The following is a 26,483-nucleotide window of genomic DNA, read 5'->3' on the forward strand; positions in this document are numbered from 1 at the left end:
GTATTCGGGAGATTGATGTGATTGTTAACCCGGATAAATTGCGAGGAGTCCCCACGCGCATGTAAAACGTTGTTCTTTTTCATCCCCTCTACAGAGAGGTACACGGTTGGCGGAAGCGATAGCCTATTCCTACAATGGTTTCGAGATAGGTGGGATGCCTGGGATCGTCTTCCAGCTTGAGTCGTAAGGTGTGCAAGTAGACGCGGATGTAGTCCACTTCCTCGTGATACCCTTTGCCCCAGACGGCGTGGAGCAACGACTGATGGGAGAGCACCTTGCCTCCCTGGCGCATGAGAGTGAGCAGCAATGTGCACTCGATGGGCGTCAAACGTAGCATCTGTTCACGAACGACGACACAGCGCTCCAGGCACAGTAGGAGAATTTGCCCATCCTCGCTTTCAAGTACTGAGCAAGGGCCAAGGTGCCTTGATGCCTCACAAGAGGATGCCAGCGATGCTCGATAGCGCCTGGCATGCCCATGTAAGCGGGCATGCAGTTCCAGCTTCCCGCAGGAAAAGAAGACATAATCGTCAGCGCCAGCATCAAGCATCCTGACAATCTGCGCTTCCTCCTTCACGTCGGAACAGATCACCAGCGGTGTGCGAGGTGTGATCTGACGAATCTGCTGGACATCGCGCGAATGAGTGCAGCAAGCCAGCCAGACATCGTGTTGCATGAGCCGCACAGTCATGGCAGCTGTACTGCTTCCCAGATGCACCAGATGTGTCACCTTGAAGTGACCTCCGCGTAACCGCCGCCGTAATATGCGCACTTCTTCCTGCGTCCCCAGCAGGAGGATATGAGGAGGGTGTTGCTGTACGGTCTCTCTAGAGTATTCTGCGTTCATGGCCTCTTGTGCTTTCCTTTCCTTGATGAGGCATGGTCTCGGCGGCGAGATGTGTAAGCAGAAAACGTCTATGCACACGATGTAAAGACCAATGCATCGGCTCAGGACGCTCTCGACTGCCAGATCGTCAGTTTGCGCTTCTGAAGGATCTGGATGACGCGCTCAACCTCCTCAAGAGGTAATCGCAGCACATGGGCAATATCCTCCAGGGTTCGTTGCCCGTTACTGAGCAAAAAGACGTGACGGACACGAACGGGCAGTGAGGTGAGAGGCACGTGCTCGACGGGTACCGCATGGAGGGGAACGCGCCCGGGGAGTTCCGTGGTGTTGCTGTTGGAGGCTATTGCCGATAGAGGCGCTGTTTCTGCTTCAGCATTGTGCTGTTGTGGATGCATACGCCAGTGAAGCACACCTGCCGTGTAGAGTGCCTGGAAGGCTTCACCTTGTTGCAGAAGCACTCGCTCACTCGTACCAAGGGAAAGCTGGCAGCGCGTGATTCTTCCCTGTTCAAAGGAGAGCTCAGCAACCATATCTTGTCCTTTTGAGAGATTGGCAACAGGCGCTGAAGGCGGAACAGTGGCAGACAGTGAGAGGCTTGCTTGCGCAGCGTACACCTGCTCACATAAGGCGGCGAGAGGCAGGTGGGAGGCGTGTGCTGTGGGTGTAGAGTGTCTATGCTGCATATTATTATTATCTCCTTGTGCTATTACTAACTTCTCTCTGCTGATCGGTCGTGTGTTTGGTCGGCTTCTTCGCTTGGCTCTGGTTCGCGTTGTTGCACATCCTTCGGCATGGGAAAAAGAGCACATGGCTGCCCGTGTCTATGCGAGCATGGTTGGCCTCTGTGAATACTGGGGATTGGTCGCAGTACGCGTGCATACGGCTTATAGCCCCAGAGAGCGCAGAGGTGCCAGTACCCACGAAACGTCGGCTCGAGTAGCTCCAATTGCATCTCGTGATAGGCCTGCTGGTAGGCTTCGAGAGAAAGAGGCGCATGGTGATGGGTGCAGAGAGGTGCAACGAGCTGAAAAAAGTCATCGGCCTGTTCGCGGAGCGTGCCATGAAAGGGCATCCCGGCAGAAAAGTCGAGCAGGCTCTTCTGCTGCTCAACCGCGACCAAGCCTGCCTTCGCAAGCCGTAGAGGGAGGTGCTCAGGCTGAAAGGCGCGTATGGTCCGTGCTCCTGGCAACGACGGGCGTGACGCGACGCGTCTCCTCTCCAGGGAGTGCCTGTAGGCGGCATACAGGGTACCTGCGGCAGCGCTGGTACTCTCCCCTCGTAGACATTCAAGCAGGTGGAGGACCCCTCCTGGCCGAAGGAGCCGAACGCACTCTTCCAGGAGCAACGGCCAGAGGTGCTCAGGAAGGCTTGCGTGGAGGAACCTGCCGTTGATGAGGTCCATACTCTCCGCCGGGAAGGGAAGCGGCCGGGAGAGTGGACACACCTGAACATGCACGTTGCGGCATCCCTGGACGGCGGCAAAGAAGGCGGCTTGCCTGGCATACATCTCCTGTGACGTGACGCCAATAACCTCGGTGGTTGGGTGTAAGGAGGCAACCTGTCGTAGCCACTCGCCATGAGGATCAATGCTCAGTTCCAGGATCCGTGCCAGAGGGCGCCCCTCGTGTCGTTCGGGAAGTGGCGTGCCACAATGCTGCAAGAGCATGCGAGCCTGCTGCGTGCGCCGCCGCCATTCCAAGGGATGGATCGGCAACACCAACACCTCCTCGTCAAGCACCAATGGGTCAGAGGGGGTATAGAAGGGGTAGAGCGCTTCCCCTGGTGGCAGAGGGGATGGATATCCCCTGTCCTCATGAACCTGTGGCACGAGGAGGTGGGACGCCCTGGAGAGAACCTGGCGCTCGTTCTTTGCCAGGAAGTGCAGGCCTTGTCCCGACTGAAGAGGTATAGACAGTGGTGTCATTGCGCTCTTCCTCCTGGTTTAAAGGCATGGACACGAGAGAGGGTCCAGTGCCCCTTGAAGGTGGGAACGCTCATTTCTGCTCGCATCTGTTCAAAGAGGTCCTCAAACCGCGCCGGGGAGAGGTCGGTGGTTTGATACAACAGCGGGGCAAGCTGGTAAAAGAAGGATTCGGCATTGGTGCGCATACTGGCTTGATAGAGGGTGCCGGCCGAGAAGTCGAGCATGATCCGTTGTTCTTCCATGGCACAGTAGCCAACGTCGTGCAGGAGTTCGAAGAGGGACGTGTGTTGCAACAGTATACTGGCAAGGTCCGAGCCCTCCTGGCTTCTTTCATGCTGAGAGAGGAGGGTCTGTGTGCATATGGCAAGGGCCTGCTCATAATAGTGGGTCAGCGTTTCACAGGCCGGGCTATTGGAGAAGGCAGCGATACATTCCGTGAGGCGAAGAAGCCCTCCCGGTCGTAGTACACGGAAACACTCCCGGAGCAGCCGGGGCCAGCCCGCGTCTGTGAGGAAGGTGCGCAAAAAACGGCCATTGATGATGGTGGCGAAGCTAGTCGGGCAGCACAACTCCCTGGCAAACTCCATCTGGAGAAATTGAACGCGTGTCTGACCCTGCATCTGGCGAAAGGTAGTGGCCTGCCGGACGTAGGGGGCAAGAGCTGAGATCCCAAAGACCAGACAGAAGGGATCGTGAAAGGCCACATCACAGGCCCAGGTCCCTCCTGGCCCACATCCAAGGTCCAGGATGAGGTGAGGCGAGGTGGACGTAGTAATGCCTAGCTCTTCCAGTTCGGGTAAGGGTTCCTTGAGGGCTGAGGCGAGCATGTGATATTGCGTGATCACACGCGCTTGCTCAGCGGAGGCCAGTGGATCGAGCAGCAGAGGGCCATGGGTGCTGCTTTCTGCATACAGACGATGGGAGGCGTGAAACATCTTTCCCTTCCTCTTCTTCTTTCTACTGTCAACCTGACAAAGCGACAAGCGTATCTCTCTTCCCACATCAACCTTGTTGGCGCTGCGTATAGTCATGCTCTGCCCACGTTTCCTTGCGAGGGGTGCCTGAGTGGGGAGCAGAGGCATCCTTCCCGTGTGGTGGTTGCGCTTGCTCTGGTGCTTCACCAGGCTGATCGTGCTGCCTGAGAGGAGCGCTATAGTACTGTGCTTTGTGGGCTTGTAGATGGGCGATAAGGCGGCCTTTGCCGTCGGTGGCGTGCTCCCAGTGGTGGGCAAACCAGGTGGTGAGGTGTTCCAGGAGCAAGAGGGTAGGGAGCCTGGCGGCGAGCAGACGCTGCTCCTGGGAGCATTGGAGCAGGAGAGTACGTTCCTCTCGCTCTAAGAGGCCTCGTAGGCGTTTGAGCGTGATGTCATCGTGGGTGAGGTGGGCTCGGTGCACCACGTTGAGTTCGGCGTTGGTGAGGAGTCCTGTTCGGGTGAGATCAGATGAGCCGACGATCGCAGTCTGTGGGGCGCTACGTGCACTATCCTGGTCGGCATAGAAGAGAAAGCAGCGGGCATGAAGGGGGGGGCGCTCAGCAAAACGGACCTGGACGTGGTTCTGCTGCAAGAAGGCGATCAAGGCTTCGACCAGCGCGAGTCGTTCCTCCTGGGGGTCTTTGGAGCGCTCGGTGCCTAACGGATGGTGTGTGCGCGTGGTGTGCATGTCCGCCAGAGGCTCATCCTCAATGGTGGCGAGGACCGTGGGGTTGAGGAGGAGGCGAAGGTTTCCTACCTGTTGGAGCCCGTCACATACAAGTGCCCACCCTTCAAGGGTGAGACGTGTCGTACAGATATCAAGGGCTCGTCCAGCGTGCTGAGCCAGGAGATGGTGTAAGGTCTCGTTGAGCGTGGCTTGTTGATTATCAAGCAGCAGAGAGCGCGTCATGTTGGGTGGCTGGATGGCGTTCATGGTGAGAGACGATATTCCTTTCCGCATTGGTAGTTGTCACTTTGGTCAAAATGGGTATGGAAGTGTTTCTGTACACATCAGTTCATCAGGGCAAATACCCGGGATACGCACAGGCCCAATCTGAAAGCCATTTGGGCATGGGGTAAAGGTGTGATTGGGAAGATGGGGACGTTGGGCAAGCCAGGTTTGAGCGCGAAACTGTGCCTCCAACTCGTCACGGGCATAGACGAAATGGTATGTATATGTACTCTCTCTTTCCCATCCTTCCTGCTGCTGTGTTGAGGCAGAGGCTCGAAGGAGCCAGAGAGTCAAATATTCGTCCCAGAGCACCATGTCAATGTTCTCCAGGGTCAGGGTGAGCTTGGTGTGATTGGAGAGCGCGCGAAGGATCTTTTCGGCATCCTGGCAATGAATGGGGCGCTGAAGCAATGCCTGATAGACAATACTGGTTTCTACTCCTGCCGTTCGCGCCAGATCGGGCACGTCGAAAGGGAAGAGGGTCCGTATCTGCTCTAGTGTTGGCTTTGTCTTTCTGTCGTGCATTTCCTGATGTCCAATCTTGAATGCATTTTCTGTTCTAACATAGTAAGTGCAGATAAGATGTCCTAAGGGGGGATTCCTTTGGTATTCCTCAAGCAGTCGTGTGACTTCGGTTTTATTGGTTTTGCTCATACCATCCCTCAATGAGATCATCAGTCCAGAAACGTTGAGTCGCTTTTTCTGTATGGACAACCATGTCTAGTGCTATGACACAGGATTCACTCTATCACAGAGACAGTAGCTAGCAATACAGGTGAGAGGCATACTGAAATTTGAGGTGTGCTTTTTGAGTTGCATGGTAGATAGCATCTTTTGTATACTCTTGATAAGAAAACGTACCAGAGAAGGGTAGGCATGCACGATGGAAAGTGTTGATTGGGCACGTTTCGGACTTCTCTCTCCAGCCGAGATGGGAACGGATGGATTCCCGCGCCCTGGCAAAACTGCACGCTGGTATCGAGAACAAAAAAAGCATACTGATGCGACCTGGACACAGAAGCGTCTGGCACAGGAGTTAGGTCTGACGGAACGGGCGGTGTGTTACCTGGAGAGCCATGATGTTGGACTCGACTCGATTTCTCTTCGTCGCAGACTGGCACTGTTGTTTAATATCCCTCCCATTCTCTTCGGGCTGGCTTCCATTGAAGATGAAACCGATCCTGGACAGACCGTCAGGTTACATCGTAAGATGAAGCAAAAAGAACATCCCTTGCGCAGCCAAAAGGGACGTGCACGAGCGCTCAGCATGACAGAGAAAGCCATACGAGACATGGAAAAAAGGAATATCGGGCTAGACTCCATTGCGCGCCGCCGTGTGCTGGCTTTGTTGCTCGATATTCCACCAGTCGCATTAGGCATTGTCACCCTTGAGGAAATTCTGCTCCAGCAGCATCAGGATGTACCAACCACGCCGCACACCAGAGAAACAAAAGAAAAAGAAGCAGCTTTTGATCTTGCAGTCTACACAGATCGTCTCAAAACCCTCTGGAACCGCAACCATACTGGCACTGCACAAGATCGCCTGACCCAGATTGCCGCTGCTATGGCAGATCTCACGACTGCCTTACCCTACGTCAGTGGAGACGATGAGAAAGAGGTACGGGCAGTACTGTGTCGCTATCACCATCTTTATGCGCATATCTTACGTGATCAGGGTCGGTATGATACGGCAATTGTAGAATTAGAAAAAGCAGCTATTTTAGCTGAAAGGGCTGGACGTCCTCATTTGCTCGCAGTAACGCTGCTTCGGATTGGCAGTGTGCTTCGCGATAGAGGAACGGTATTCGAGGCTCAAGCAAAAATGGAGGCTGCAAGAGGGAATATCACAGGTGCGAATCAAAAAAGAAGGCAAGCGAATACTGATTATCTGGCAGCCATTGACTGCTATACCAGGATACGCAATCTTGAGCGGCTTCCCGAAGCATTACACGGCGTGATGTTATTCGATGAGGGATACGCAAAGGCACATCTGGCACAAGGAAATCAGGAGGCAAAACGAACTGCGCTGGCTCACCTCAATGCTGGTGGGAAAATAATAGCAGAGACAAGAGATATCCTTGAGGAGGAGTTCTCGATTAGAATCACCGAGCGAACCTATCGTAACACAAAAGTAGCAGCAATGCTGGAAGCAGGCTGGTCCCGCGAAGCCCTCCAGGAACTTACAGACCTGATGGACCTTCCAGAAGAAGGGGACATGACACGGCAAAATGCCTATACCGATTATCTTTGGGCGCAAGCCTACGCCAATCTGGGATTGATTGATGCCGCAGCTACTCCAGCACAAGATGCGTTAGTCAGAATGAAGCAAATAAAGTCCCGTATCCACATCATGCGCATTGCTGGATTGCAAGGACAACTGAGCCAACTCGATAGCAAAAACATCGAGGTCATTCGATTAGGCGTGATGGTTCATTCGTGACGACTCCCCACGGCTAAAGCCGGGGGGCTTCTCAGCAAACCGAAGTTTCCCGAAGGCTCCGTCCGAGCCAATACGTGTTTGCTCTCTTGAATGGCAAGGTGGCTTTGAAGCTCTTAAAAGACCTCACCGAGAGGGCACAGGAACACTTGTACGCAAGTGCTTTTACGCAAGGGGACGATTTACCTTGCAACGCCCAAACACTTTTCGGTTGTGTATGTACCAAAACACTTGTTCTAGTATATCAGGTAGGTGTGAATATGTCAATGCTGATATATCCCCCACTACCCTATCCACCACAAAAGGACTCGCTTCTATCCCTGGGACTGAAGTCCAGGGTTTTACGCTCGGTCTGATAAGGGAGAAAACAATGTATCACCAACCTGTCAGAGAGTATCCGAATCGTCAATACGTGACGGGAGAGCAACAAAAACCAGGAATGTTCCTGCCCGATTCAACTTACGCAGCAGCATTGGATGCGCTCGTAATTTGTTGCGCTGATGCTGCTCTATTGCATCAAGGGATGTGGTTGATTGCCAAGCGGGCATGGGAACCCCATCCCGACTGGTGGGTTATAGGAGGACGGATGCGCAAAGGTGAACTTGTTGAGCAGGCATTACGGCGTAATTTGCGACGAGAATTGCACCTTGATATTCCTGAAGCCCGTCTCCGAAATATTATCGGCTACTATAGTCAGATCTGGGATACAAGAGCATGGGAGCCAACAACGAACGGATGCCATATGTTCTCAATCACAACAGCTGTCAACCTGACTGATGAAGAAAAAGCGAGTGTTCAACTTAATGAAGAGTATGCCGATTCTCAATGGGTCAATCCCCTACACGTGATAGAGAATGCTGATCACTTTCATCCGTGCCTTGTTCAAATAGCACGGGATATCACCTCAAAATAACTGGATCTTCCCACGAGATGCCCGCCCGCGTAGGACTCTAGCCCCTCTCATGGGGAGTTCCACCAAGTGGGTGCCGAGGAATAGTAAAGGGGCATATATTTGTGGGGTCGTAGACGATGCCTCTTGTTATGAGTAAGCCGTTTGCAGCCCAAACGCCTTCTCTCGAACGCTCGCTACGCGAGCCGGGATCAGTGAGAGAGAGAATTGGATGGCCCGGTTTTTTCCCTATTTGCCCCTTGCTGAAGCAATATGATATCAGTTATATTGAATGCATCGTTTTTTTTCTCTCTTTTTTCAGCATCTAACTGAACCAGTTGCGTGATGAAAAGAGAAGGTTCTCTATCACTTGGATCGCGCTTCTTCTTGAAGAAGCTCGCTGAACCAATGAAGAGGGAACAGTTTGTCTCTATGGCTCAAAAACGGGGCATGGACCATCTTCGAGAAACGCAACGCGCAGTTTCTCGGAACGCTCTCAGTGAAGTGGAAGATGAGGGGAGGTGAAAGGGATGAGTGCTGTTCTTCATGCCGCTATCGCTGCCGCTACTGCCGCTGCTAAGTTGGCTGCCGAGAAGGAGCGAAGGAGGCGAGAGCAGGAAAAGCAGCAGAAAAAGAAGAAGGATAAGTGATGGATAGGTCTCAATTTTGGGCATAGCCTGGAATGAGATCCCCATGACCGTATCTGCCAGGAGACGGGAAGGGGGCCATGTCTTGATGAGTGGCTCCCTTTCTGTATTTTTGCATACGTTTGGCTGGCAATTGTTTCTAAGGGGAGACGTGAAAAATACGAATAGTTCTCACTGGAAAAGAAGTTGATGCCCAAAAATACAAAAATTTTGTAAAATGACCATGTGTGCTAAAACGGTACGGGGCCTGTGCTGAGCTGAACTTTGTGAAGCATATGACCCCGTTTCGAGGCTCATGCGTGCGTTTTTGAAGTGCGAGGAGAAGGCCTTTTGCAACTGAGCATTATCACAGATGAGATTTCACAGGACCTGCTGCATGCCTTGCGTGTTTGTCGAGACCTCCAGGTGAAGACGCTCGAACTGCGTACGATTGATGGTGAGAACATTGTGTTCCACAGCGAGGAGCGTCTTGCGCGCATACAGGCGCTCCTTGAGGAAGGTGGGTTTCGCGTCTGTTCTATTGCTTCGCCTTTCCTGAAAAGCCCACTCTGGCAAGACGATGCCAGGGGGAGCGATCAGGAGCGGGAGTGGTGGATCTTGCAACGCTCATTTGAGCTTGCGAAGCGTTTCAATGCCCCTTTGGTGCGCGCCTTCTCCTTATACTCAGCCTGGCGATCTGGAATGGCGTCCTGCGAGGCGAAAAGCCCTTGAACAGCGTGCCTGGGAACTAGGCCCTCAGCGGCTGGCTCACTGGAGGCGCGCAGCTGGATCCCAACGCGATCAAGGATATTGCGGTAGTCTGTCACTACACAATAGCGTAACGGGACGAAAATACATGTTGCTGCTCCACTTTGTGGAGAGCGTACATGAAAGAGAGCCTTCCTCAAAGGTGAGCGGGTGTCAGGTGATGCTCACATTTTCTTATTGCCAACCCTGTGAACACGTACGTGAACGAAGGCCGCACGCTGCTCCCGACTCTTTCGGGATGCGAAATTACCAAAATTTTGTATTCTGTTATTTGTAGAATTCTTGCTCAAATAAAGACGCCTGGAGAAATATGGTAGCGCCTGCGAGGAAATTCTGCGTTTCTCTTGCTGGAGACAGGCTCTCATCTCTTCTGGAGAGAGGCAACCAATGGGTTGTCCGCTGGCAGGCTGTTTCTGCCGTGTGCCATCAAGGCTGCTGCTATAAATTGAATACCATGCTGACTCATTCAAGAGTCCTACTAGACCACCACCAGTGATGACTCCCACTATAGCCCAGATCGTGCCTCCCAGGTGCATCTGGGCTATAGTGGGAGTCCACTCTCATACTGAGGATACTTTCCACAAGCCAGCCGAAAGGCCGGCCTACGCCCCAAGCGACAGCACTGATCAGCAGCCATCTGGTTGCACCGTATCCATGTCGTCCTAGTGTGCTACCTTGAGGGGCGCCGACCAACATCCCAACGCAAGCTGTCGCTACACTCACGAGCAGAAACGTTTGCCAGGCATCTGGACCTCCCCATGTGAGGAGACTTCCGGAAGCGGAGATGAAATAAGGAGCGGCCCTCATATCCCCAGCCCTAAAGGAGCGGGGCTTTCTGGCTCGTTTCCGGTAAGACTAGGGACTCCTGGCAGTGGTCAGGGAAGCAGGAAGGGAACGCCAGATATGGCTTGTCCATGTTTGGGTAAGTTTCTCATCACGGTGAACGTCTCACAGGGATTTTTGTGTCAGAATCACGCGAGGGCTACTTCGTCCGCAGTACGATCTTTGTGCCCTTGGCCGTACCCTTGACCAGTTCGGCAAAGGCAGCCGGCCCCTCAGCCAGCGGGCGCTCTTCCAGCCAGTCCGCCTCTGGCCGAAGCTTGCCTGCTTTCAGCATGGCCACTGCGATGCCGAAATCATGGTGAGTATAGGCAAAACAGCCGGTAATGGTAACTTCCTGCCGAATAAGATAATTCGTGGCGAGCGGCGATTCCTCATCATGGAGGCCAATAAAGACGACGCGCCCACCAGGGACTACGGCCTGAACGGCCTGAGCGCGCGTGGTGGTCGCGCCGACGGCATCAATCACTGCCATTGCGCCGCCCCCACAGATCTGCTGGATGCTTTGCACGACATCGCTTGTACGCGCGTTCAGGGTCGCGCTTGCTCCCCATTGCTGCGCAATCGCCAGGCGCGTGGGAAGCATATCGCTTACAATGATTTCTGTAATACCCAGCAAACGGGCATAGGCCAGGCAAAAGAGGCCGATGGGACCAGCGCCAAGGATGAGCAGGCTGTCTCCCGAGGAGACGTGAGCAAGTGTAACGGCGTGGATGGCGCAGGCCAGCGGCTCAGCCAGAGAAGCAGCGGTATCCGAGAGATTTTCTGGCGCGGGCCAGCACTGAGCGGCAGGAACGGCTACGTAGAAGGCAAACGCGCCTGGACGGTGCGCGCCGACGAGCTGGCGTTGGCGGCAGAGGTTGGTGTAACCCGCGCGACACCGATCACAGGTACCACAGACAATTAGCGGGTTGAAGGTCACACGCATCCCTACCTGACCCGCGGTGCCATCGGCGAAGGTCGTTTGCTCACCTGTTTGCAAAATACGTCCAGAAGCTTCATGCCCCATAATCAGCGGTGGACGGCGCAGGCTATTATGGCCGAGATATCCGCTTAGTTCAGAACCGCAGATGCCGATAGCGCTTGTCTCGATTAGCACTTCACTGGGCGCAGGTTCGGGGAGCGGGACAGCGCGAAGCTGCATATCCTCTGGCCCTAGCCAGACCAGTGCTTTCATCTCTGCATGGGTCGACATGCTCTTGTCTCCTCTCATGATTCAAACGCCGTAGCCGACTGCGGCTCGGTCATTGCGGCTCTGGCCGCGAGATCATCGAGCAGCCGCTGCTCGACATGGAGAAGGTGTTGATACATGGCTAGGCGCGCAGCCTCGGAATCACGCTGCCTGAGCGCCTGGATAATGGCGCGGTGATCTTCAATGACCTGGTAAGCGATCCCTGGCAACACAGCGGTACGTTGACGGCTGGCGAGGCTCAGATGGCTGATACTGGCCATGATCCTGCTGAGAATAGGACTTGCGGCAGCTTCGGTAATGATCTCGTGTAATTCCACATCAGCCTGGAAATACAGTTCCGCATCGGTCAATCCTAGCAGCGACTTTTCCAGGCAGCTTTCCAGGCGAGTGATCTCTTCGTCGGTGATACGCTGCGCTGCCAGGCCACAGATGCCGACCTCTACCACCTTGCGCGCCTCAAAAAGCGAGAGGTAGGTTGAATCAGCCAGGGCAAAGACAAAATCAAGATGCTCGACCAGGCGTTTGGGTTCGAGAGAAGAGATGTATGTGCCCGAACCTTGCCGTATTTCCACAACATGCATAATCGAGAGCGCCCGCAAGGCCTCCCGCAGCGAAGGGCGGCTCACCTGGAGTTGTTCCGCCAGATCCCGCTCCGAGGGCAGGCGATCACCCGGTTGGAGTTTCCTTTCCTTGAGGAGAGCGAGCAACTTGTTCACGATGCCTTCGGAAAGGGCACTTTTGGGGGATATTTCAAACACTGCCTCCTCCTCCTTTCTCAGTCGTCTTTCACGCTTGACAAACTGATCGGCTATTGGCTACAGTAATTGGTAATATAACTTTACCAATTACTGTAGCCAATAGCCGATCAGTTTGTCAAGCTGTTTTCAGGGAAGGAGTATTGCCATGCGGGAATCGCGGGTTGGAGTAGGCGTGATTGGTCTGGGGGGTATCAGTAACAGCGTCCACTTGCCCGGGTTGAAGCGCTGCGAGCAGGCGGAGATCGTCGCTCTGTGTGATAGTGACGCCGGGCGGCTCAAGCAGGTCGCGCAGGAGTATCATGTTTCACATACCTTCACGGAGTACGAGCGCCTGCTCCAGCATCCTGCCGTGGACGCGGTGGTCATAGCGACGCCCACGCTGTTGCACGCTCCGATCGCGCACGCGGCTATCGCGGCGGGGAAGCATGTGCTGGTTGAGAAACAACTTGGCATGACCTACGCTGAGACAGTGGAAATGTATGAAGCAGCGGTCGCCGCCGGGGTATGCCATATGACTGCGTTTACCTATCGCTTTGTGCCCGCTATGCGCTACCTCAAGCATCTGGTGGGTCAGGGACTGGTCGGTCTGCCGCGTCAGTTGCGCGTGGCGCGTTTGCAGGATTTTCCAGAAACCTCGCTTGGCTGGCGCCAGCAGCGTCATCTGGCAGGCGCTGGTGAGGTGGGAGATATGGGGGCACACCGCATCGATTTCTGCCATAATGTGATTGGCCCGATCGCCCGCGTGGTCGGCCTGACACGCACGTTCGCGCCTGTGCGCCCGACTCCTGACGGAGAACCGTTCCCCGCCGATGTTGAGGATGCCTCTATTTTTCTGGCCGAGTTTGCCGCTGGTGTGGGTGTTGAGCAGGGAACAGTAGCCTCATTCGATCTGAGCAAGGTGGCCAAAGGACGTGGAAAGGGTGGATTTGGCCTCGACGAATTTGAAGTGTACGGAACAGAAGGCACGCTTATCTATCATCTGCATCGCCCGCATGAGGTTCTCGTCGGTCACCCTGATGGCACGCTGGAGGCGCGGGAGGTGCCGCGCGAGTTCCTGGTCTATCCCGATTCGCCACGCGATCCCTCTATCGGCGAACCAACCGTGACTTTCCGCTATGATCAGGATTTTGCTTTTATTCAGGCTATTCTTATGGGTAGCAATGACATTCCGACCTTCTACGATGGGATGCGGTGCCAGGCGGTGATCGACGCTGTTTTGCAATCCGCGCGTGAGCGGCGCTGGGTCGATGTGCCAGACGTGCCGCCCGTCACACGGCCAATCGCCGCCAAGTCGTAGTTGTCACAAAGGAGTAGTATTTATGGTGCTTGACATGTTTAAGTTGGATGGCCGGCTCGCGCTGGTCACAGGGGGAACGCGAGGACTGGGTCTGGCTATGGCTCGGGCTCTGGCGGAGGCTGGAGCTGATGTCGTAGTCACAAGCAGGGATCAGGAGAAAGCGCAGCGGGGAGCGGAGGCTCTGGTTGCCGCGACTGGACGCCGTGTCCTTGGCCTGGCGGTCGATGTCACCGACGCCCAGCAGATCGATCAAATGGTTGAGGCCGTTATCGCAGCCTTCGGGCGCATCGATATCCTGGTCAACAATGCTGGCATCAATATTCGTAAGCCAGCCGAGGCCTTTGACGAAGCCAGTTGGGACCTGGTGCAGCAGACCAATCTCAAGGCGCCGTTTCTCTGCGCGCGGGCGGTGGCTCCCCATATGAAGAGACAGGGCACAGGCAGGGTCATCAATCTGGCCTCAATGCTCGCGCAGGTCGCCCTACCTGAGCGCAGCGCCTACGCCTCCAGCAAAGGTGGCGTGCTTCAACTGACCAGAGTTCTGGCGCTGGAATGGGCCAGATACGGGATTACTGTCAACGCCCTCTGTCCTGGTCCCATGGCGACTGAACTCAATGCGCCGGTTATCAATGATCCGCAGGCCAACCGGTTCTTTCTCAACCACATTCCGCTGGGGCGCTGGGGCAAACCGGAGGAACTGGCGGGAGCGATCGTCTTCCTGGCTTCGGACGCCTCAAGCTTCATGACCGGCGCAGCCCTAACCATTGACGGAGGCTGGACAGCCGAATAAGAAAGGAAGGATCCTATGCGGATTGGCCTTACAGCATATGGCACCGTTTTTAGCATGGGCCTGGCTCCCCAGGCCGGGCGCCCCCGGATCAAGCCGATCCAGCTTTTAGAGCGCGCGGGGGTCTGTGGCCTGGCGGGAGCTGAGCTGCCAGCAGTGCTTTTGGAGGGAGAGGATATCGATGCTGTGGCGCGCTACGCTCGGGAGCATCACCTCTTCCTGAATCTGGCAACGGGAGGATACGCCCCTGAAAAGCTGGCGGAAACGCTTGAACTGGGAGCGCGCCTGGGCGTGGAGACGGTGCGTACAGTAGTAGGAGGCGCGCAAATCGGCGGGGATCGCAGGCTCATTGCGAACCGTTGGAGCGCGTTTTTAGAAGAAATGCTGGAGGGATTGGGCGCGGCCACACAGGTTGCCGAACGTGTCGGGGTGAATCTCACGGTCGAAAATCATCAAGACCTGGCTTCGGAAGAACTTCTCTGGCTGTGCAACGCCATCGACTCATCCCGTTTTGGGATTACGCTGGACACAGGGAATCCGCTGGCTACGGCTGAAGAACCCCTGGACTTTGTCAGGCGCATCGGAACACACCTCAAAAACGTCCACCTCAAAGACTACTGGATCTTTCCTACAGACGAAGGCTATCGCCTGGCGCGCAGTCCCATAGGCCAGGGAGTCATTGACTTCCCGCAGCTTTTTGCCATGGTGAGAGAATTGTGCCCAGACATCACCATGTCCCTGGAAATGGGAGCCTTAGAGGCTCGCCATATCCGGGTGCTAGCCGATGATTATTGGCCAGCGTATCCACCGCGTTCAGCGGCACAGCTTGCGCACGTGCTGCGCTTCGTTTATGCCCATGTAAGGCAATCTGAGAACTGGCAAACGCCTTTTGAACGCCATGAGCCAGCCGAGGCCATTGTGGCCTATGAAGAGCAACAGCTTAGAGAAAGCGTGGCCTATCTCAAGCAGCTTATACATGCATAAACTGCGTGGGCCAATCATCAAGTAGATTCAGAGACCATCGGCTGCTTGCAAGAAATCAAGGAAGTAAATGAGCACGCAACGTATTTATCTTGTTGGGGCGGGATTCATCGCGCGTTCCCACACCGCCGCCATCCAACGCTTGCCTGACCCGGAACAGGTTACGCTGGTGGTCGCAGATCCCAATCCTCAAGCACTGGCAGCTTTTGTCAGGGAATATCCTCAGGCGCGGGCCTTCGAAAACGCGCAAACCATGCTGGCCGAAGCAGCAGATGAGAATGATATCGTCATCATCACCACGCCACCGTTCGCCCATGAAGAACTGACCTGTGCCGCGCTGGCTACAGGCCGACATGTGTTGTGTGAAAAGCCACTCGCGCTAAATCAGGAGCAGGCGCGGCATATGCTAGAGGTCGCCCACGCTTATCAGCGTTTGCTTGGCTGCTGTAGCGTCAGATGTCTCAACTGGCCGCCAGCCGAGGAGGCACGCCGTCTTTTGCAGGAACAGGCACTGGGCCAGCTCTATCATGTGCGCTTTCTCAATCTAGAGCAACGCAATCGGCCAGGGATCGAGTATCAGCCCCAGACAAACTGGTTTCTCGACCAGACCAGAAGCGGCGGCGGAACCTTAATGGATCGTGCCCCTTACGAATTTACTGTGCTCAATGATCTCTTACAACCCACGCGCGTGGAAGTGCTCAATGCCTGGCTAGCCAATCCCGCCACCGCCCTGCAACTTCCTCCACAGACCATCATTGACGTCGAACAGCACGCTGGAGCCACGCTCCGCTATGTGCTCGCCAATGGCAGCAGCGTGATCGTGAATTACGAACGCGCCTCCGGCACTCATAGTGAGGAGCAGTCCGTGATCGAATTTACCGGCGTCAACGGTTCCTTACGCTGGAGTTGGCCGTTGTCCAGAGGTCGTGCCACCCTGACGCACACCTATGACCGCGACGGTGCAAGCGAGAGCAGAACCATTGCTTTCCCACCAGTAGCAGGGGCACTGCGCTTCGGAGAGAAACCGCTCGTGTATTTCTATCAACGCATACATAACCAACCGTCATCAGCAATAGTGAACGAGCAAGCACTCTTCAATTTTTCCTGTATTCGTGCCATCTACGACTGCGCAACATCGGGACTGGCCCAGGTTGTGGAGAAGCAGCCTCTTTCGTAGGAGATCATTTCCATGTGACACTCCGCCAGCGGTTGCGCAACCGCGCGGCTTCTTGTGGCACTGCTACGTACGCGACCCTCTGAATGGATGTCCCATGGAGACGACTCGGCGAGGATCGTAATGGGTGAGCAATACCCGAAGAGACGTCTGCCATCCCTCACGTCTTCTTCCCCCATCCGGGGGCGCGGCTGCGCGGTGCCCTGCGCGACCACATCATCGGAGAGCTGCATTCGCACCTGGACGAGCAGCAACTGCTTCCAGATCAGCATTTGATGGACATGGGCTTCGTCGATGCAGAGGTGCTAGCAGAGAGCCACATGCGCTATCAAGTGGACATTGTTGGGCCAGTCATGCCAGATACGTCATGGGCATCAAAAGAAGCAGGGCGTTTGGATCACAGCCAATTTCTCATTGATTGGCTGTGATCCAAACGGGTGGCGTGTCCTGCAGGACAGCACGCCACTATATGCAGCATATGGCAAATGCGGATAAGTGATCTGGCGTGTCGTAGGCTCTTCCACATTGGATCAACCCGAAAAAATGGGAATGCATGGCTGGTGGAACCGATATCCTACCCCCGTGATCGTTTCGAGATAGATCGGATGCCTGGGATCGTCTTCCAACTTGAGGCGCAGGGTATGCAGGTAGACGCGGATATAATCCACTTCAAGGGATCAGAGTGCGAGGGCGAAGAGGTCAAGGCCCTGGTCATCCTTAAGCAAGGAGCAGTCATCTCTGAGGCTTAACGAATTGCCTGGTCCAAGCAAAATATGGCCGATGATAAGTACCCGCGCATTATCAAGCTCCGCATCGCGCTGCCTATGCATATGATCCAAAGCGGTGGAGAAGTCAAAGAGGTTTCCCGCTCTCACCGCGAGCAGAGTCTGAATTCTGTTCCTCATCTGCTCTTGCTCTCAGTGCAGATCTCTACAGCTCTGAAGCAGATGGTTGATCAGTTCATACATCATCCGACCAACCATCCCGGTCAGGATGTAGCCGATGTGGCAGCCACCTTTCAGTTTGGGTGGCGCCCCTTTGCTCATTGCCAAAATGCTTGGCGTCGAGATCCCTTTGCGCCTCTCCTTCGAGTACCCAGCGGTCGCCGCGCTCGCCACCGCCATGGAGGAGATACTTATTGAACACCTTGAAACATCACCTGATACGAGTCTCACTGGCCTATAGGCGAGCGTGCAAAGCGCGTTACGCGTGCGCAGGCCACCTGCTATAGATCCTCAACACAGCATCTGTTGCTATGCCTCGTTTTAAGGTGGACGGGCAAGCCTGAGAGGTCTTACATAAGAATCGGAGAAGCTTCCTTAGAGAAGAGACCCTAAACTGCACGCAAATGGCATGCTGCTTTCGTCCCGTTTGAGCAGCGGCAAGTCTTTTGCTCTGTCTTTTCAGAGGATTGTTCACGTGAAATCGCAAGAAAGTATCAGTGAATCGATATATTTATACTTATCTAAATAAAGGCGAATACAACGGCATTCGCCTGACTCGCCCCTAAAAAGAGGAGAAGTGCAACATTGAAGCGCATCTATTTACTCATGGCGGCCACGCTGGCCTTCGCGCTCTCCATCTCGATCTCCCTCGCTAGCTCTACGAGTCCTGCTCACGCAAGCTCAAACAGTGAAGTCCTTCACTCCATACGCAGCATGCGAGTAAAAAACACTGCCGCCGCCTGTCGCAATTGCGCCGGGAGCAATAATCTGAGCTACCATGGCGGCACAGGCGGCGTGGGCGTGGAAACCGGAGCGGACAAGGTGTATCTGATCTACTGGGGATCGCAATGGAACAACAACGATCCATCTGGCGAGGCGGCCATTCAGCAGAATTTCTTTAAAGGCGTAGGTGGCTCAAGTTGGAACAACTCGGTGACGCAATACTGTGAAGGCGTTTCCTCCGGCACGGTTACCTGTGGCTCATCGGGCACACATGCCACAAACCCCACCGGCGTATTCGCCGGCATCTGGTATGACAATGCATCTGCGGCTCCCTCTAAACCCAGTCAGTCGCAACTGGCCAGTGAAGCGGTCAAGGCAGCAGCGCATTTTGGCAATACGACTGCGTCTTCCAATAAAACGGTTCAGTATGTGATCAACACCGCGACGCACAATAACGCGAGTGGTTTTGGAACCCAATACTGCGCCTGGCACAGTTCGACGAGTTCGAGCTATGGCAATATTGCCTATACCAACATGCCCTACATTACTGACGCGGGGGCGAGCTGTGGTGCCAACTTCGTGAACTCGGGGAGCGCGGGCTTGACCGACGGTATCACCATTGTCGGTGGTCATGAGTTTGCCGAGACTGAAACCGATATCTATCCCAGTACTGGCTGGATCGACGGCAGTGGGAGCGAGAACGGGGACAAATGTGCCTGGATTAGCTCCGGTCAGGGGGCCTCAGCCAACATTACCTTGAGCACAGGAACATTTCCTGTCCAGTCGCTCTGGAGTAACGCGTTTAATAACAACGCCGGTGGGTGTGTCATTTCCTATCCCTAATACGGATCTTAGTGTACCTGGAGGGATCGCCAGGATAGGCGATCCCTTTTCTTTTTGCAGCTTCCAATTTATAGAAACCAAGCGGGAATGCCCTGAGCATTCATGCTGGGGAGGTCTCAGTAAGTGCTTGGCCGAAAACCGAAAGTAAAAAATACCGTAATCTCTCCTTCAGCTACGAGTAGAAGGAACCTGCCACATAGAGGCATAGAAAATGCTATGATGTATCTGGGAATACGCTCGCGCAAGGCCATGAAGCGCTTCTGTTTTCTTCTGAGGAGGAGATCGCGTGACTTCAAAAGCTACCTGCTTGTCCTGTCGACATTGTCCATTAGAACTGCTGCCCGAATCCGATGCAAAGATCACTTTCTACCGCTGCCCTACATGTCATCGCCACTTTGCCCAACTCCCAGGTCGATCACTCACCGAGAGATGGGGGGGATCTCTCAGCCTGGTCTTATACGGCACGATCTTCTCTCAGAAGCCCCAGGCAGATGCCCGGCGTATTGCCAGCATGTTCCGCAACCGAGAGAGCCGGGAGCAATTGGCTCGCATCGTTGCCGACATTCGACACGAACTCGCAAATCCGAGCCAGCCCGTTCGTGACATCCACGGTCAATCCGCTTCCGAAGAGGATCTGAGAGCATTTTTAACCCTGGTCGCGGATCTCTTGACGGAGGAAGTGAAAGAAGATGCGGTCGTGCAGACGCTCAAGGGGCATGCGAGTTGGGTGCGTTGCCTTGCCTTTCGTCCCGATGGGCAGATTCTTGCCAGTGGCAGTATCGATGGCTCCATCAAGCTTTGGGATCCTTCGCGCGGCCACTTGCTGCACACCCTCACGGGTCATGGCGGAGGCGTGTTCGCTCTCGCCTGGAGCCCGAGCGGAGGGCTTCTGGTCAGTGGTGGACAGGACAGCGCGATCAAACTTTGGGATCCTCAGAGCGGGAAACTCTTGCGCTCTCTTGAAGGCCATGGCAATGCAGTGCGCTCTCTTGCTCTGGGCACTGACGGACAAACCCTTGTCAGCGCGAGCACCGACCAGACTGTCAGACTCTGGGACCTGCAGACTGGACGGCTTCTGCTGCCCTTCATCGACCATCCAAGCCCTCTTTACAGCGTTGCCATGAGTCCCAATCACCAGATCATTGTGAGTGGAGACGAGGTCGGCGTGATCCGCTTATGGCACGCTCACACTCGAAAACTCCTTCGTACCCTCAGAGGCCACAGCGGGAAAGTGTTGTCTTTGACCATGGTGGAGGACGGGCAATTTCCCATCAGCTCAACGATGCTGATGAGTGGGAGTGCAGATAGGACCATGAAGTGGTGGGGGGCCGACGACGGGAGACTCATTTCCACCTTCACGGGTCACACCGGGGCCGTCCGTTCAGTAGCGTTTCATCCTGCATGGCAAACGGTCATCAGTAGTAGCGAAGACAAAACCATCAAGGAATGGAATCTTTACGGTTCTCAAGAAACTATTCGTACCTTGCCGGGCCATGCAGGTCCTGTCTACAGCCTTGCCATCAGTCCCGATAGTCGGTTCATTGCCAGCGGCAGTCTGTCAATCAAGATTTGGGAGAAAAAACGTTGATCCTTGACCATTCAGGTTGCTCTCGAATTCCGTAAAACAGCATCTCGTTTGGGCAATGATGCGGTCAAGATGCGTTGGAAAGGAGGACACACCCTGATTCTCGCCCGACACCATATGGTACCTGCAACGAAGCACATACTGTCTACAGGTGCACAGAATGTATTCCTGTAGAGCAACCAAAGGAGGGATTCTTTATGCCACGGTACATTGCTGTCATTCGTCGCGTGATTCCCATACTGGTTATACTCGCCTGTTGTGCCCTCTTCTTACCGCTCCCCTTCTTTTCCCATCCGGCTGTAGCGCATGCTTCCTCCAATGGATTGGGCCAGAAGCCATATATGGGTTGGAGTAGCTGGAGCCTGGAGTCAACGAATTATAGCGGCTACAATACCCCCTGGCTCACTGCCGATCACGTCAAATCCCAGGCCGATGTGTTGCATCAGCAACTCCAATCACACGGCTACCAGTACATAAACATCGACGCGGGCTGGTGGATGGATTTGAACTGGAAGGCTACGTTTGATGGCTATGGGCGGCCTTCCCCTTATCCTGGTCGGTTCCCTGCCGGCATCAGCGACGTAGCGAACTATGTCCACAATTATGGGTTAAAGTTGGGAATCTACTACGTTGCCGGCCTCGACCAGAGCGTCTACAATCAGAATTCTCCTATCTACGGCACCAGTTGCCACGCCCAGGATATCGCGATCAAGCCGTTACAGATGACGAACGGTTGGCGAGGAAACTATGCCATTGACTACAGCAATAGCTGCGCGCAGGCCTATATCAACTCCATCGCCAATCAGTTCGCCTCCTGGGGGGTGGATTTCCTCAAACTCGATGGGGTAACCCCTGGTTCTGGCATCTATGATCTGAGCACCGATAACCGGCCCGATGTGCAGGCGTGGTCACAGGCCCTGGCGCAGAGTGGACGTCCGATCTGGTTTGAGCTCTCCTGGGCTCTGGATCATCGCTATATCAGCTTCTGGCAGCAGCAGGCCAATGGTTGGCGCATTGACACTGATGTCGAATGCTACTGTGGGACGTTGGTGACGTGGGACAACTCGGTCAAAGCACGCTTCAACGATGTCGTTCCCTGGACGCAGAACGCTGGTCCGGGTGGGTGGAATGACCTTGACTCCCTTGACGTTGGCAGCGGAACACTGGATGGGATTTCCCAGGACGAGCGTCAAAGTTATATGACGCTGTGGGCAATCGAGGCGGCCCCGCTTTTCTCCGGCGATGATCTCACCAAACTGGACAGCTCTGGACTCTCATTGTTGACGAATGATGAAGTTATTGCGGTTGATCAATCCGGTCATCCTGCCCGCCCGCTCTCACAGCTCAACAACCAGCAAGTATGGTACGCAGATAATGGCGATGGCACCTATACGGTGGCACTCTTCAATCTGGATAGTGGGAACGCCACCGTCACGGTGAACTGGAGTGATCTCGGGATAAGTGGCGCCCCTACGGTGCGTGACCTCTGGAGCCATACAAACCTGGGCACGATAGCCGATCATTTTAGTGCTTCCTTAAACGGCCATGCCTCACGCCTGTTGAAGGTGACACCGGCAGGCGGTAACGCGGGCAAGATCTACGAAGCCGAAGCGCTTGCAAATACGCTCACTGGCAGCGCCTCTGTCGTCTCCTGCACGGCCTGTTCTGGCGGTCAAAAGATCGGCAATATTGGCAATGGCGCCTCCCTCACCTTCAACAACATTTCCGTCATTGCCAGTGGGACCTACCCCGTGAACATTTCGTATGTAGACGGAGATGCCGGGCGTTCAATGCAGCTCAGCGTCAATGGCGGCTCCGCAACCACGCAGAACTTCCATGGGACCAACGATAATAACTGGAATGCCGTACAGACTACCACAATTTTGGTGAACCTGAATGCGGGGAACAACACGCTCCAGTTCTCCTCGCCATCCTCAGGCTGGAGTCCTGATCTTGATCGACTCATTGTTGGCAGCCTGATACCCACTTCATATGAAGCCGAGTCCGCGGGCAATACACTGACCGGAAGCGCCTCCGTCGTCTCCTGCACGGTCTGCTCTGGCGGTCAGAAGGTCGGCAACATTGGCAACGGCGCCTCTCTCACCTTTAACAACGTCCAGGCCAGCACAACCGGCAGGACCGCGTTGACGATCGCTTACATCGATGGCGATAGCGGACGTTCGGCGCAAATGAGCATTAATGGGGGGTCCGCCCTCACCATCAATTTCCACGGCACCAACAACAACAACTGGAACACAGTTCAGACGCTGACGATGACCATAAGTTTGAATACGGGAAGCAACACCATCAAACTCTTCTCGGGTTCCAACTGGGCTCCGGACATCGACCGTGTCACGTTGGGCGGCAACAACACCACCGAGGCCGAGGCCGCAGGCAATACGCTGACTGGGAGCGCCTCCATCGTCTCCTGCTCGGCCTGCTCTGGCAGTCAGAAGGTCGGCAACATTGGCAACGGAGCCTCTCTCACGTTCAATCAAGTGCTGGTCAGCAATACAGGGAGTTACACTTTATCAATCCAGTATATTGATGGTGATAGCGGGCGTTCAGCCCAATTAAGTGTCAACGGCGGAGCGGCAAGTACGCTCACCTTCCATGGCACCAATGATAATAACTGGAACGCGGTGCAAACAACCAGTGTCGTGGTGAATCTCAATGCAGGCTACAATAGCATTCAATTCTCTAGCGGCTCTGGCTGGGCACCGGATATCGATTGTATCAGCATCAGCTAGCTCTTTGTATCCCGGCTCTCACGAGCCGGGATTTCTTTGAAACAATCCCACGAAGAACAGGCATGTAAAAGCGAACCCGTTTTGTTTGCCGACAGGCTGTCAGTACCAGGCCAAGGGCGAGATCGTTTTATCCCACATATCCACCCTCAATCAATGCTGCTTTGAGCAAGGCAAGTAGCATTGATTGAGCTCATCCAGGTTTTTCTCATGCTCACTCCCTTTCATCCCCGATTCTTGCCCCAGATTCTGGACATTTCGTCAAAGTTGCAGAGTAACGAACACATACCCGCGTTAGTGAAAAGGATAGCCGCTCTATCCAGCGCCTTATACAAGAGGATGGATGGAGACGTAAAGAGATAGACACTGCTGCAATAGCTAAAGGAGATACATACTAGGAAAATATAATGTCCGACAACGAGAAGCGTCGTGAAGCTGGTCGTAAAGGTGGAGAGTCGGTAAGCGAAGAGCAGCACCGTAAGGCTGGTCATATGGCCCATGAGAAAGGAACAGCTCACGAGTTCAGTAGTAAGGAGGCTCGCAAGGCTGGCCGTAAAGGTGGAGAGGTGGCTCATGAGAAAGGAACAGCTCACGAGTTCAGTAGTAAAGAGGCCCGTGAGGCTGGCCGTAAAGGTGGAGAGGCACGGCGCGAGTAGTAGCTAGAGCCATTGCTACAAGAGAAAAACTCCCTGGCCTTGACCAGGGAGTTTTTCTCTTGGGTTGTCTTTTTTCTCAACGAGTGGGCCCTGAGAGGACTCGATTCTCCGACGTACGGTTTAGGAAAATAATCAACTGTGGTAGGTACCACAGAGGCCTTTCTCTCCTACTCCTGCACGCTTTTGCTTCCCTTTCCTGCTGTTCTTTGTTAGACTGCTTGTACACAAGGTGGTCTCCTCCTGACTGGTCTGACACGACGGCAGTTGGATGGCATGCACCTGCATCCACGAGGAGACAACCGTTTTTCGTTGAAGGCACGTATGAAACAGAGATCCACACTTCTCGAAGAAAAATATCCTCGTTCGGAACACACTCCCCTCCCTGTCGGGCCAGGAAAATGGGGAGCAACGGTCATTTCTGAAGTAACGAACCCGCTTCTTGTTGCCCTGCCCACATTTCTCATTGTCGCTCTCGCAACGGCACCGGACGTCCTCCACGCGCTCCTCTGGTGGGGCATCGCTGTGCTCGGTATTTCTCTCGCTCCGCTCCTCTTTATCTGGCAAGGGGTGCGTCGAGGACGCTATAGCGATCACCATGTCAGCAAACGCGAGCAACGCCGGGTTCCCCTCCTCTTTGGCCTGGCGTGTATGGTGCTTGCTTTCGTCTTGCTGCTGTTCTTGCATGCATCGTTACCCCTTCTTGCAACGGTGACTGCTACTCTGGTCGCGGTCGCCGTTGCTGCGGTTATCACCCAGTACTGGAAAATCAGCTTGCATCTGGTCGGGATAGCAGGCGCGGTGACGGTCTGCTGCCTGCTCTGGGGGCCGCTCTGCTTGTTCCTGTCACCGCTGGTAGTGCTTGTTGGCTGGGCACGCTGGCGGCTGCACGCGCATACATGGTTCCAGGCTCTGGCCGGAACCATCCTGGCCGTCAGCGTGACGCTCCTCATGTACCGCCTCTTTGGGCTGGTGTGATCCCTGGCCTGAGCGATGGCTGTATCACGTCTCCATCAGGCTTTCCTAGCCCGTCAAGAGCTGACTCGAAGATTAGTGCAAACAAAGCACAGAAACTGGGGACGTGACCCCTGATCACGCGTCACATGCACTGACACAATTACGTTCTACTCTCCGGTGACGAAATACGCTTGCGAGCGGTCAAGACTTTTGCCACTATCCTTGGGTGCATGAGGGCGAGCGGAGAGCGAAGCATGTGGATCACCTCCAGGAAAGTCAGCCATGTGGCCTGATCTGTTGGCAGAAGCGAGATCAAGTGCTCTAGATACCAGCGAGATACTCTTCCTGTCAGGCTCTCTTTGGTCCCCGGGAGGGCTGCGGCTGTCGCTAATTGCCATGGCGTGGCAATGGCATGGGCCACTTTTCTCTGAAAACGATGAGCGAACCCTTGCTGTCTGCTGGATTCGCCCAGGCAGACATCGAGCATGAGCGCTTCTAGGGCCGCAACGGTCATGCCTTGTCCGTAGATTGGATTGAAACAACAGGCCGCATCGCCGAGAACAAGAAATTGTTCCGGGTACTGCTGTAATTGCTCAAAATGTCGAATGCGATTTGCGGTGTGTCGATACCCGTAAATTGGCGAGATGGGAGTGGCCTCCTTTATGGCCTCGTAGAGCGTTGGGTCAGGAAGACTACGCGCGAATGTGAGGAATTCTTCCTCCCTGGTTGAGGGGTAATCTTTCTTCGTTCCCGCAAGAACCACCATCCAGCGGTTTCCCTCGATAGCCATTAACACGCCGCCGCGTTGACTTTGCTGTGTTCCCTGGATCGCAATGAGTTTCCAGTCGTTCCGCTGTGCGGGAGGCATATAGAACCGTGTTGCGTACCCAACCAACGTATCGACGATGGTCTCTTTTGGGGCATCATAGCCCAGTTCTTCCAGCCACCGCGGTGCGAGAGATGAGGAACCACTGGCGTCTACCACAAGGTCTGCCGTGATCTGACTGATTTCTCTGCTCTCCGGAGGAGTATGCGTGCGTTCTCGTATGCGCACACCGGTCACCTGTTTCTTCTCAGCAGACGCGACCAAACCCATCACTTCGTAGCCTTCCTTAAAGCACAGGCTATGGTAGCCCAAAAGTTCCTGGCGAATTTGCCACTCCAGCAGTAAGCGTGAACTGGTCCATCCCTGGAGTAAGGTAGGGGGAATGTGGGGGCAACGACCACCATAGTAGTATAGGCTTTCGTTGCCATAATCGTGTGCGATGGCTCCATGGGCGAGCAACTTCTTTCCCAATCCAGGAAAAAGGGTTTCAAGGGCCTGTTGCCCTCGTAGCAATAGCGTGTGAACCTGCCGACCCTGTGGAACTCCCGGACGAAAGATCGGTTCCTGTGGGTAATGATCTCGTTCCACAAGGGTGACGTGATGAAAATGCTTGACGAGGACGCGCGCCGCTAAAAGACCTGCGATCCCGCCTCCGATGACAAGCGCGTGCGTTCGTTGTAAAGTATGCATGGTTTCTTCTTTACTCGTATTCACGCCAGCATGTCCCCTGGCTTTTGCCATAGGGCTGAACCCCCTGGA

The 26,483-nt window shown here is 54.7% G+C and carries 24 protein-coding genes; 13 read left to right on the plus strand and 11 right to left on the minus strand.

Annotated features, from left to right (window positions below):
* Positions 1-88: 88 nt before the first annotated feature.
* The 6 genes from KRAC_RS37460 to KRAC_RS37485 all read right to left on the minus strand — a co-directional run bounded on the left by KRAC_RS37460 (position 89) and on the right by KRAC_RS37485 (position 5,222).
* Complete coding sequence (locus tag KRAC_RS37460; RefSeq protein WP_007916408.1) at positions 89-847, minus strand: winged helix-turn-helix domain-containing protein; 759 nt, start codon at positions 845-847, stop codon at positions 89-91.
* A gap of 101 nt (positions 848-948) precedes the next feature.
* Positions 949-1,530, minus strand: coding sequence for a hypothetical protein (locus KRAC_RS37465; protein ID WP_007916412.1), 582 nt, complete (start codon positions 1,528-1,530; stop codon positions 949-951).
* Positions 1,531-1,556: 26 nt separating this feature from the next.
* Positions 1,557-2,771: a class I SAM-dependent methyltransferase gene (locus KRAC_RS37470; RefSeq protein ID WP_007916413.1), complete on the minus strand. Its 1,215-nt coding sequence runs from the start codon at positions 2,769-2,771 to the stop codon at positions 1,557-1,559.
* A complete protein-coding gene (locus tag KRAC_RS37475) occupies positions 2,768-3,706 on the minus strand; it encodes a class I SAM-dependent methyltransferase (protein WP_007916414.1) in 939 nt (312 codons plus the stop codon). The genes KRAC_RS37470 and KRAC_RS37475 overlap by 4 nt, the downstream gene beginning before the upstream one ends.
* A 67-nt stretch (positions 3,707-3,773) precedes the next feature.
* On the minus strand, positions 3,774-4,679 hold the full coding sequence (locus KRAC_RS37480; protein ID WP_007916415.1) for a phospholipase D-like domain-containing protein: 906 nt from the start codon (positions 4,677-4,679) through the stop codon (positions 3,774-3,776).
* 45 nt (positions 4,680-4,724) lie between these two features.
* Entirely contained in the window at positions 4,725-5,222 is a 498-nt protein-coding gene (locus KRAC_RS37485; RefSeq protein WP_075164512.1) for a hypothetical protein, read from the minus strand.
* Between the two features lie 358 nt (positions 5,223-5,580).
* Between KRAC_RS37485 and KRAC_RS37490 the strand changes: the two genes are divergently transcribed.
* From KRAC_RS37490 to KRAC_RS37500, 3 genes are all read left to right on the plus strand, one after another.
* Positions 5,581-7,137, plus strand: coding sequence for a hypothetical protein (locus KRAC_RS37490; protein WP_007916417.1), 1,557 nt, complete (start codon positions 5,581-5,583; stop codon positions 7,135-7,137).
* A 367-nt stretch (positions 7,138-7,504) separates the two neighbouring features.
* Positions 7,505-8,047, plus strand: a complete 543-nt coding sequence (locus KRAC_RS67055) for an NUDIX domain-containing protein (protein WP_075164452.1) — start codon at positions 7,505-7,507, stop codon at positions 8,045-8,047.
* A gap of 953 nt (positions 8,048-9,000) precedes the next feature.
* On the plus strand, positions 9,001-9,381 hold the full coding sequence (locus tag KRAC_RS37500; protein ID WP_007916420.1) for an apurinic/apyrimidinic endonuclease family protein: 381 nt from the start codon (positions 9,001-9,003) through the stop codon (positions 9,379-9,381).
* Between the two features lie 1,018 nt (positions 9,382-10,399).
* On the opposite strand, the gene KRAC_RS37505 is transcribed toward KRAC_RS37500, so the two are convergent.
* Together KRAC_RS37505 and KRAC_RS37510 are read right to left on the minus strand one after the other, a co-directional pair.
* The gene (locus KRAC_RS37505) at positions 10,400-11,452 is read right to left on the minus strand and encodes a zinc-dependent alcohol dehydrogenase (RefSeq protein ID WP_007916421.1); all 1,053 of its coding nucleotides are present in this window, start codon (positions 11,450-11,452) and stop codon (positions 10,400-10,402) included.
* A 14-nt stretch (positions 11,453-11,466) separates the two neighbouring features.
* Complete coding sequence (locus tag KRAC_RS37510) at positions 11,467-12,207, minus strand: FadR/GntR family transcriptional regulator (protein ID WP_007916423.1); 741 nt, start codon at positions 12,205-12,207, stop codon at positions 11,467-11,469.
* A 145-nt stretch (positions 12,208-12,352) separates the two neighbouring features.
* Here KRAC_RS37510 and KRAC_RS37515 point away from each other — a divergent pair, with 145 nt between their 5' ends.
* The 4 genes from KRAC_RS37515 (at position 12,353) to KRAC_RS37530 (ending at position 16,449) form a co-directional block, all read left to right on the plus strand.
* Positions 12,353-13,504, plus strand: coding sequence for a Gfo/Idh/MocA family protein (locus tag KRAC_RS37515; protein WP_007916426.1), 1,152 nt, complete (start codon positions 12,353-12,355; stop codon positions 13,502-13,504).
* Positions 13,505-13,526: 22 nt separating this feature from the next.
* Complete coding sequence (locus KRAC_RS37520) at positions 13,527-14,294, plus strand: SDR family NAD(P)-dependent oxidoreductase (RefSeq protein ID WP_007916428.1); 768 nt, start codon at positions 13,527-13,529, stop codon at positions 14,292-14,294.
* A 15-nt stretch (positions 14,295-14,309) separates the two neighbouring features.
* Complete coding sequence (locus tag KRAC_RS37525) at positions 14,310-15,275, plus strand: sugar phosphate isomerase/epimerase family protein (RefSeq protein WP_007916431.1); 966 nt, start codon at positions 14,310-14,312, stop codon at positions 15,273-15,275.
* A 67-nt stretch (positions 15,276-15,342) separates the two neighbouring features.
* Positions 15,343-16,449 carry a Gfo/Idh/MocA family protein gene (locus KRAC_RS37530; protein WP_007916433.1) on the plus strand — a complete coding sequence of 369 codons (1,107 nt, stop codon included), beginning with the start codon at positions 15,343-15,345 and terminating at the stop codon, positions 16,447-16,449.
* Here KRAC_RS37530 and KRAC_RS72140 read toward each other — a convergent pair.
* A complete protein-coding gene (locus tag KRAC_RS72140) occupies positions 16,392-16,718 on the minus strand; it encodes a hypothetical protein (protein WP_157507539.1) in 327 nt (108 codons plus the stop codon). The genes KRAC_RS37530 and KRAC_RS72140 overlap by 58 nt on opposite strands.
* 258 nt (positions 16,719-16,976) lie before the next feature.
* On the minus strand, positions 16,977-17,114 hold the full coding sequence (locus KRAC_RS79980) for a winged helix-turn-helix domain-containing protein (protein ID WP_083814997.1): 138 nt from the start codon (positions 17,112-17,114) through the stop codon (positions 16,977-16,979).
* A gap of 334 nt (positions 17,115-17,448) precedes the next feature.
* Between KRAC_RS79980 and KRAC_RS72145 the strand changes: the two genes are divergently transcribed.
* From KRAC_RS72145 to KRAC_RS37570, 6 genes are all read left to right on the plus strand, one after another.
* Positions 17,449-17,631 (plus strand): hypothetical protein, encoded by a 183-nt coding sequence (locus KRAC_RS72145; protein ID WP_007916435.1) that lies wholly within the window; start codon positions 17,449-17,451, stop codon positions 17,629-17,631.
* 344 nt (positions 17,632-17,975) lie between these two features.
* A complete protein-coding gene (locus tag KRAC_RS37545) occupies positions 17,976-18,956 on the plus strand; it encodes a hypothetical protein (protein ID WP_007916438.1) in 981 nt (326 codons plus the stop codon).
* A gap of 286 nt (positions 18,957-19,242) precedes the next feature.
* Positions 19,243-20,544 carry a WD40 repeat domain-containing protein gene (locus KRAC_RS37550; protein WP_007916440.1) on the plus strand — a complete coding sequence of 434 codons (1,302 nt, stop codon included), beginning with the start codon at positions 19,243-19,245 and terminating at the stop codon, positions 20,542-20,544.
* 194 nt (positions 20,545-20,738) lie between these two features.
* Positions 20,739-23,291, plus strand: coding sequence for an alpha-galactosidase D (locus KRAC_RS37555; protein ID WP_007916443.1), 2,553 nt, complete (start codon positions 20,739-20,741; stop codon positions 23,289-23,291).
* 404 nt (positions 23,292-23,695) lie between these two features.
* The gene (locus KRAC_RS37565; protein WP_007916445.1) at positions 23,696-23,944 is read left to right on the plus strand and encodes a KGG domain-containing protein; all 249 of its coding nucleotides are present in this window, start codon (positions 23,696-23,698) and stop codon (positions 23,942-23,944) included.
* 321 nt (positions 23,945-24,265) lie between these two features.
* The gene (locus KRAC_RS37570; protein ID WP_007916453.1) at positions 24,266-24,919 is read left to right on the plus strand and encodes a hypothetical protein; all 654 of its coding nucleotides are present in this window, start codon (positions 24,266-24,268) and stop codon (positions 24,917-24,919) included.
* A gap of 139 nt (positions 24,920-25,058) precedes the next feature.
* Here KRAC_RS37570 and KRAC_RS37575 read toward each other — a convergent pair whose 3' ends face one another.
* On the minus strand, positions 25,059-26,465 hold the full coding sequence (locus KRAC_RS37575) for an NAD(P)/FAD-dependent oxidoreductase (RefSeq protein WP_007916454.1): 1,407 nt from the start codon (positions 26,463-26,465) through the stop codon (positions 25,059-25,061).
* Positions 26,466-26,483 lie beyond the last annotated feature (18 nt).

It is taken from the genome of Ktedonobacter racemifer DSM 44963, from assembly GCF_000178855.1.
Lineage (GTDB): Bacteria > Chloroflexota > Ktedonobacteria > Ktedonobacterales > Ktedonobacteraceae > Ktedonobacter > Ktedonobacter racemifer.

What these genes read in the sequence shown, in the direction of transcription:
- KRAC_RS37460 (WP_007916408.1), bottom strand. Translation starts at nt 847, where the DNA reads ATGAACGCAGAATACTCTAGAGAGACCGTACAGCAACACCCTCCTCAT.
- KRAC_RS37465 (WP_007916412.1), bottom strand. Translation starts at nt 1,530, where the DNA reads ATGCAGCATAGACACTCTACACCCACAGCACACGCCTCCCACCTGCCT.
- KRAC_RS37470 (WP_007916413.1), bottom strand. Translation starts at nt 2,771, where the DNA reads ATGACACCACTGTCTATACCTCTTCAGTCGGGACAAGGCCTGCACTTC.
- KRAC_RS37475 (WP_007916414.1), bottom strand. Translation starts at nt 3,706, where the DNA reads ATGTTTCACGCCTCCCATCGTCTGTATGCAGAAAGCAGCACCCATGGC.
- KRAC_RS37480 (WP_007916415.1), bottom strand. Translation starts at nt 4,679, where the DNA reads ATGAACGCCATCCAGCCACCCAACATGACGCGCTCTCTGCTGCTTGAT.
- KRAC_RS37485 (WP_075164512.1), bottom strand. Translation starts at nt 5,222, where the DNA reads ATGCACGACAGAAAGACAAAGCCAACACTAGAGCAGATACGGACCCTC.
- KRAC_RS37490 (WP_007916417.1), top strand. Translation starts at nt 5,581, where the DNA reads ATGGAAAGTGTTGATTGGGCACGTTTCGGACTTCTCTCTCCAGCCGAG.
- KRAC_RS67055 (WP_075164452.1), top strand. Translation starts at nt 7,505, where the DNA reads ATGTATCACCAACCTGTCAGAGAGTATCCGAATCGTCAATACGTGACG.
- KRAC_RS37505 (WP_007916421.1), bottom strand. Translation starts at nt 11,452, where the DNA reads ATGTCGACCCATGCAGAGATGAAAGCACTGGTCTGGCTAGGGCCAGAG.
- KRAC_RS37515 (WP_007916426.1), top strand. Translation starts at nt 12,353, where the DNA reads ATGCGGGAATCGCGGGTTGGAGTAGGCGTGATTGGTCTGGGGGGTATC.
- KRAC_RS37520 (WP_007916428.1), top strand. Translation starts at nt 13,527, where the DNA reads ATGGTGCTTGACATGTTTAAGTTGGATGGCCGGCTCGCGCTGGTCACA.
- KRAC_RS37525 (WP_007916431.1), top strand. Translation starts at nt 14,310, where the DNA reads ATGCGGATTGGCCTTACAGCATATGGCACCGTTTTTAGCATGGGCCTG.
- KRAC_RS37530 (WP_007916433.1), top strand. Translation starts at nt 15,343, where the DNA reads ATGAGCACGCAACGTATTTATCTTGTTGGGGCGGGATTCATCGCGCGT.
- KRAC_RS72140 (WP_157507539.1), bottom strand. Translation starts at nt 16,718, where the DNA reads ATGCTGATCTGGAAGCAGTTGCTGCTCGTCCAGGTGCGAATGCAGCTC.
- KRAC_RS72145 (WP_007916435.1), top strand. Translation starts at nt 17,449, where the DNA reads ATGTGGCAGCCACCTTTCAGTTTGGGTGGCGCCCCTTTGCTCATTGCC.
- KRAC_RS37555 (WP_007916443.1), top strand. Translation starts at nt 20,739, where the DNA reads ATGCCACGGTACATTGCTGTCATTCGTCGCGTGATTCCCATACTGGTT.
- KRAC_RS37565 (WP_007916445.1), top strand. Translation starts at nt 23,696, where the DNA reads ATGTCCGACAACGAGAAGCGTCGTGAAGCTGGTCGTAAAGGTGGAGAG.
- KRAC_RS37570 (WP_007916453.1), top strand. Translation starts at nt 24,266, where the DNA reads ATGAAACAGAGATCCACACTTCTCGAAGAAAAATATCCTCGTTCGGAA.
- KRAC_RS37575 (WP_007916454.1), bottom strand. Translation starts at nt 26,465, where the DNA reads ATGGCAAAAGCCAGGGGACATGCTGGCGTGAATACGAGTAAAGAAGAA.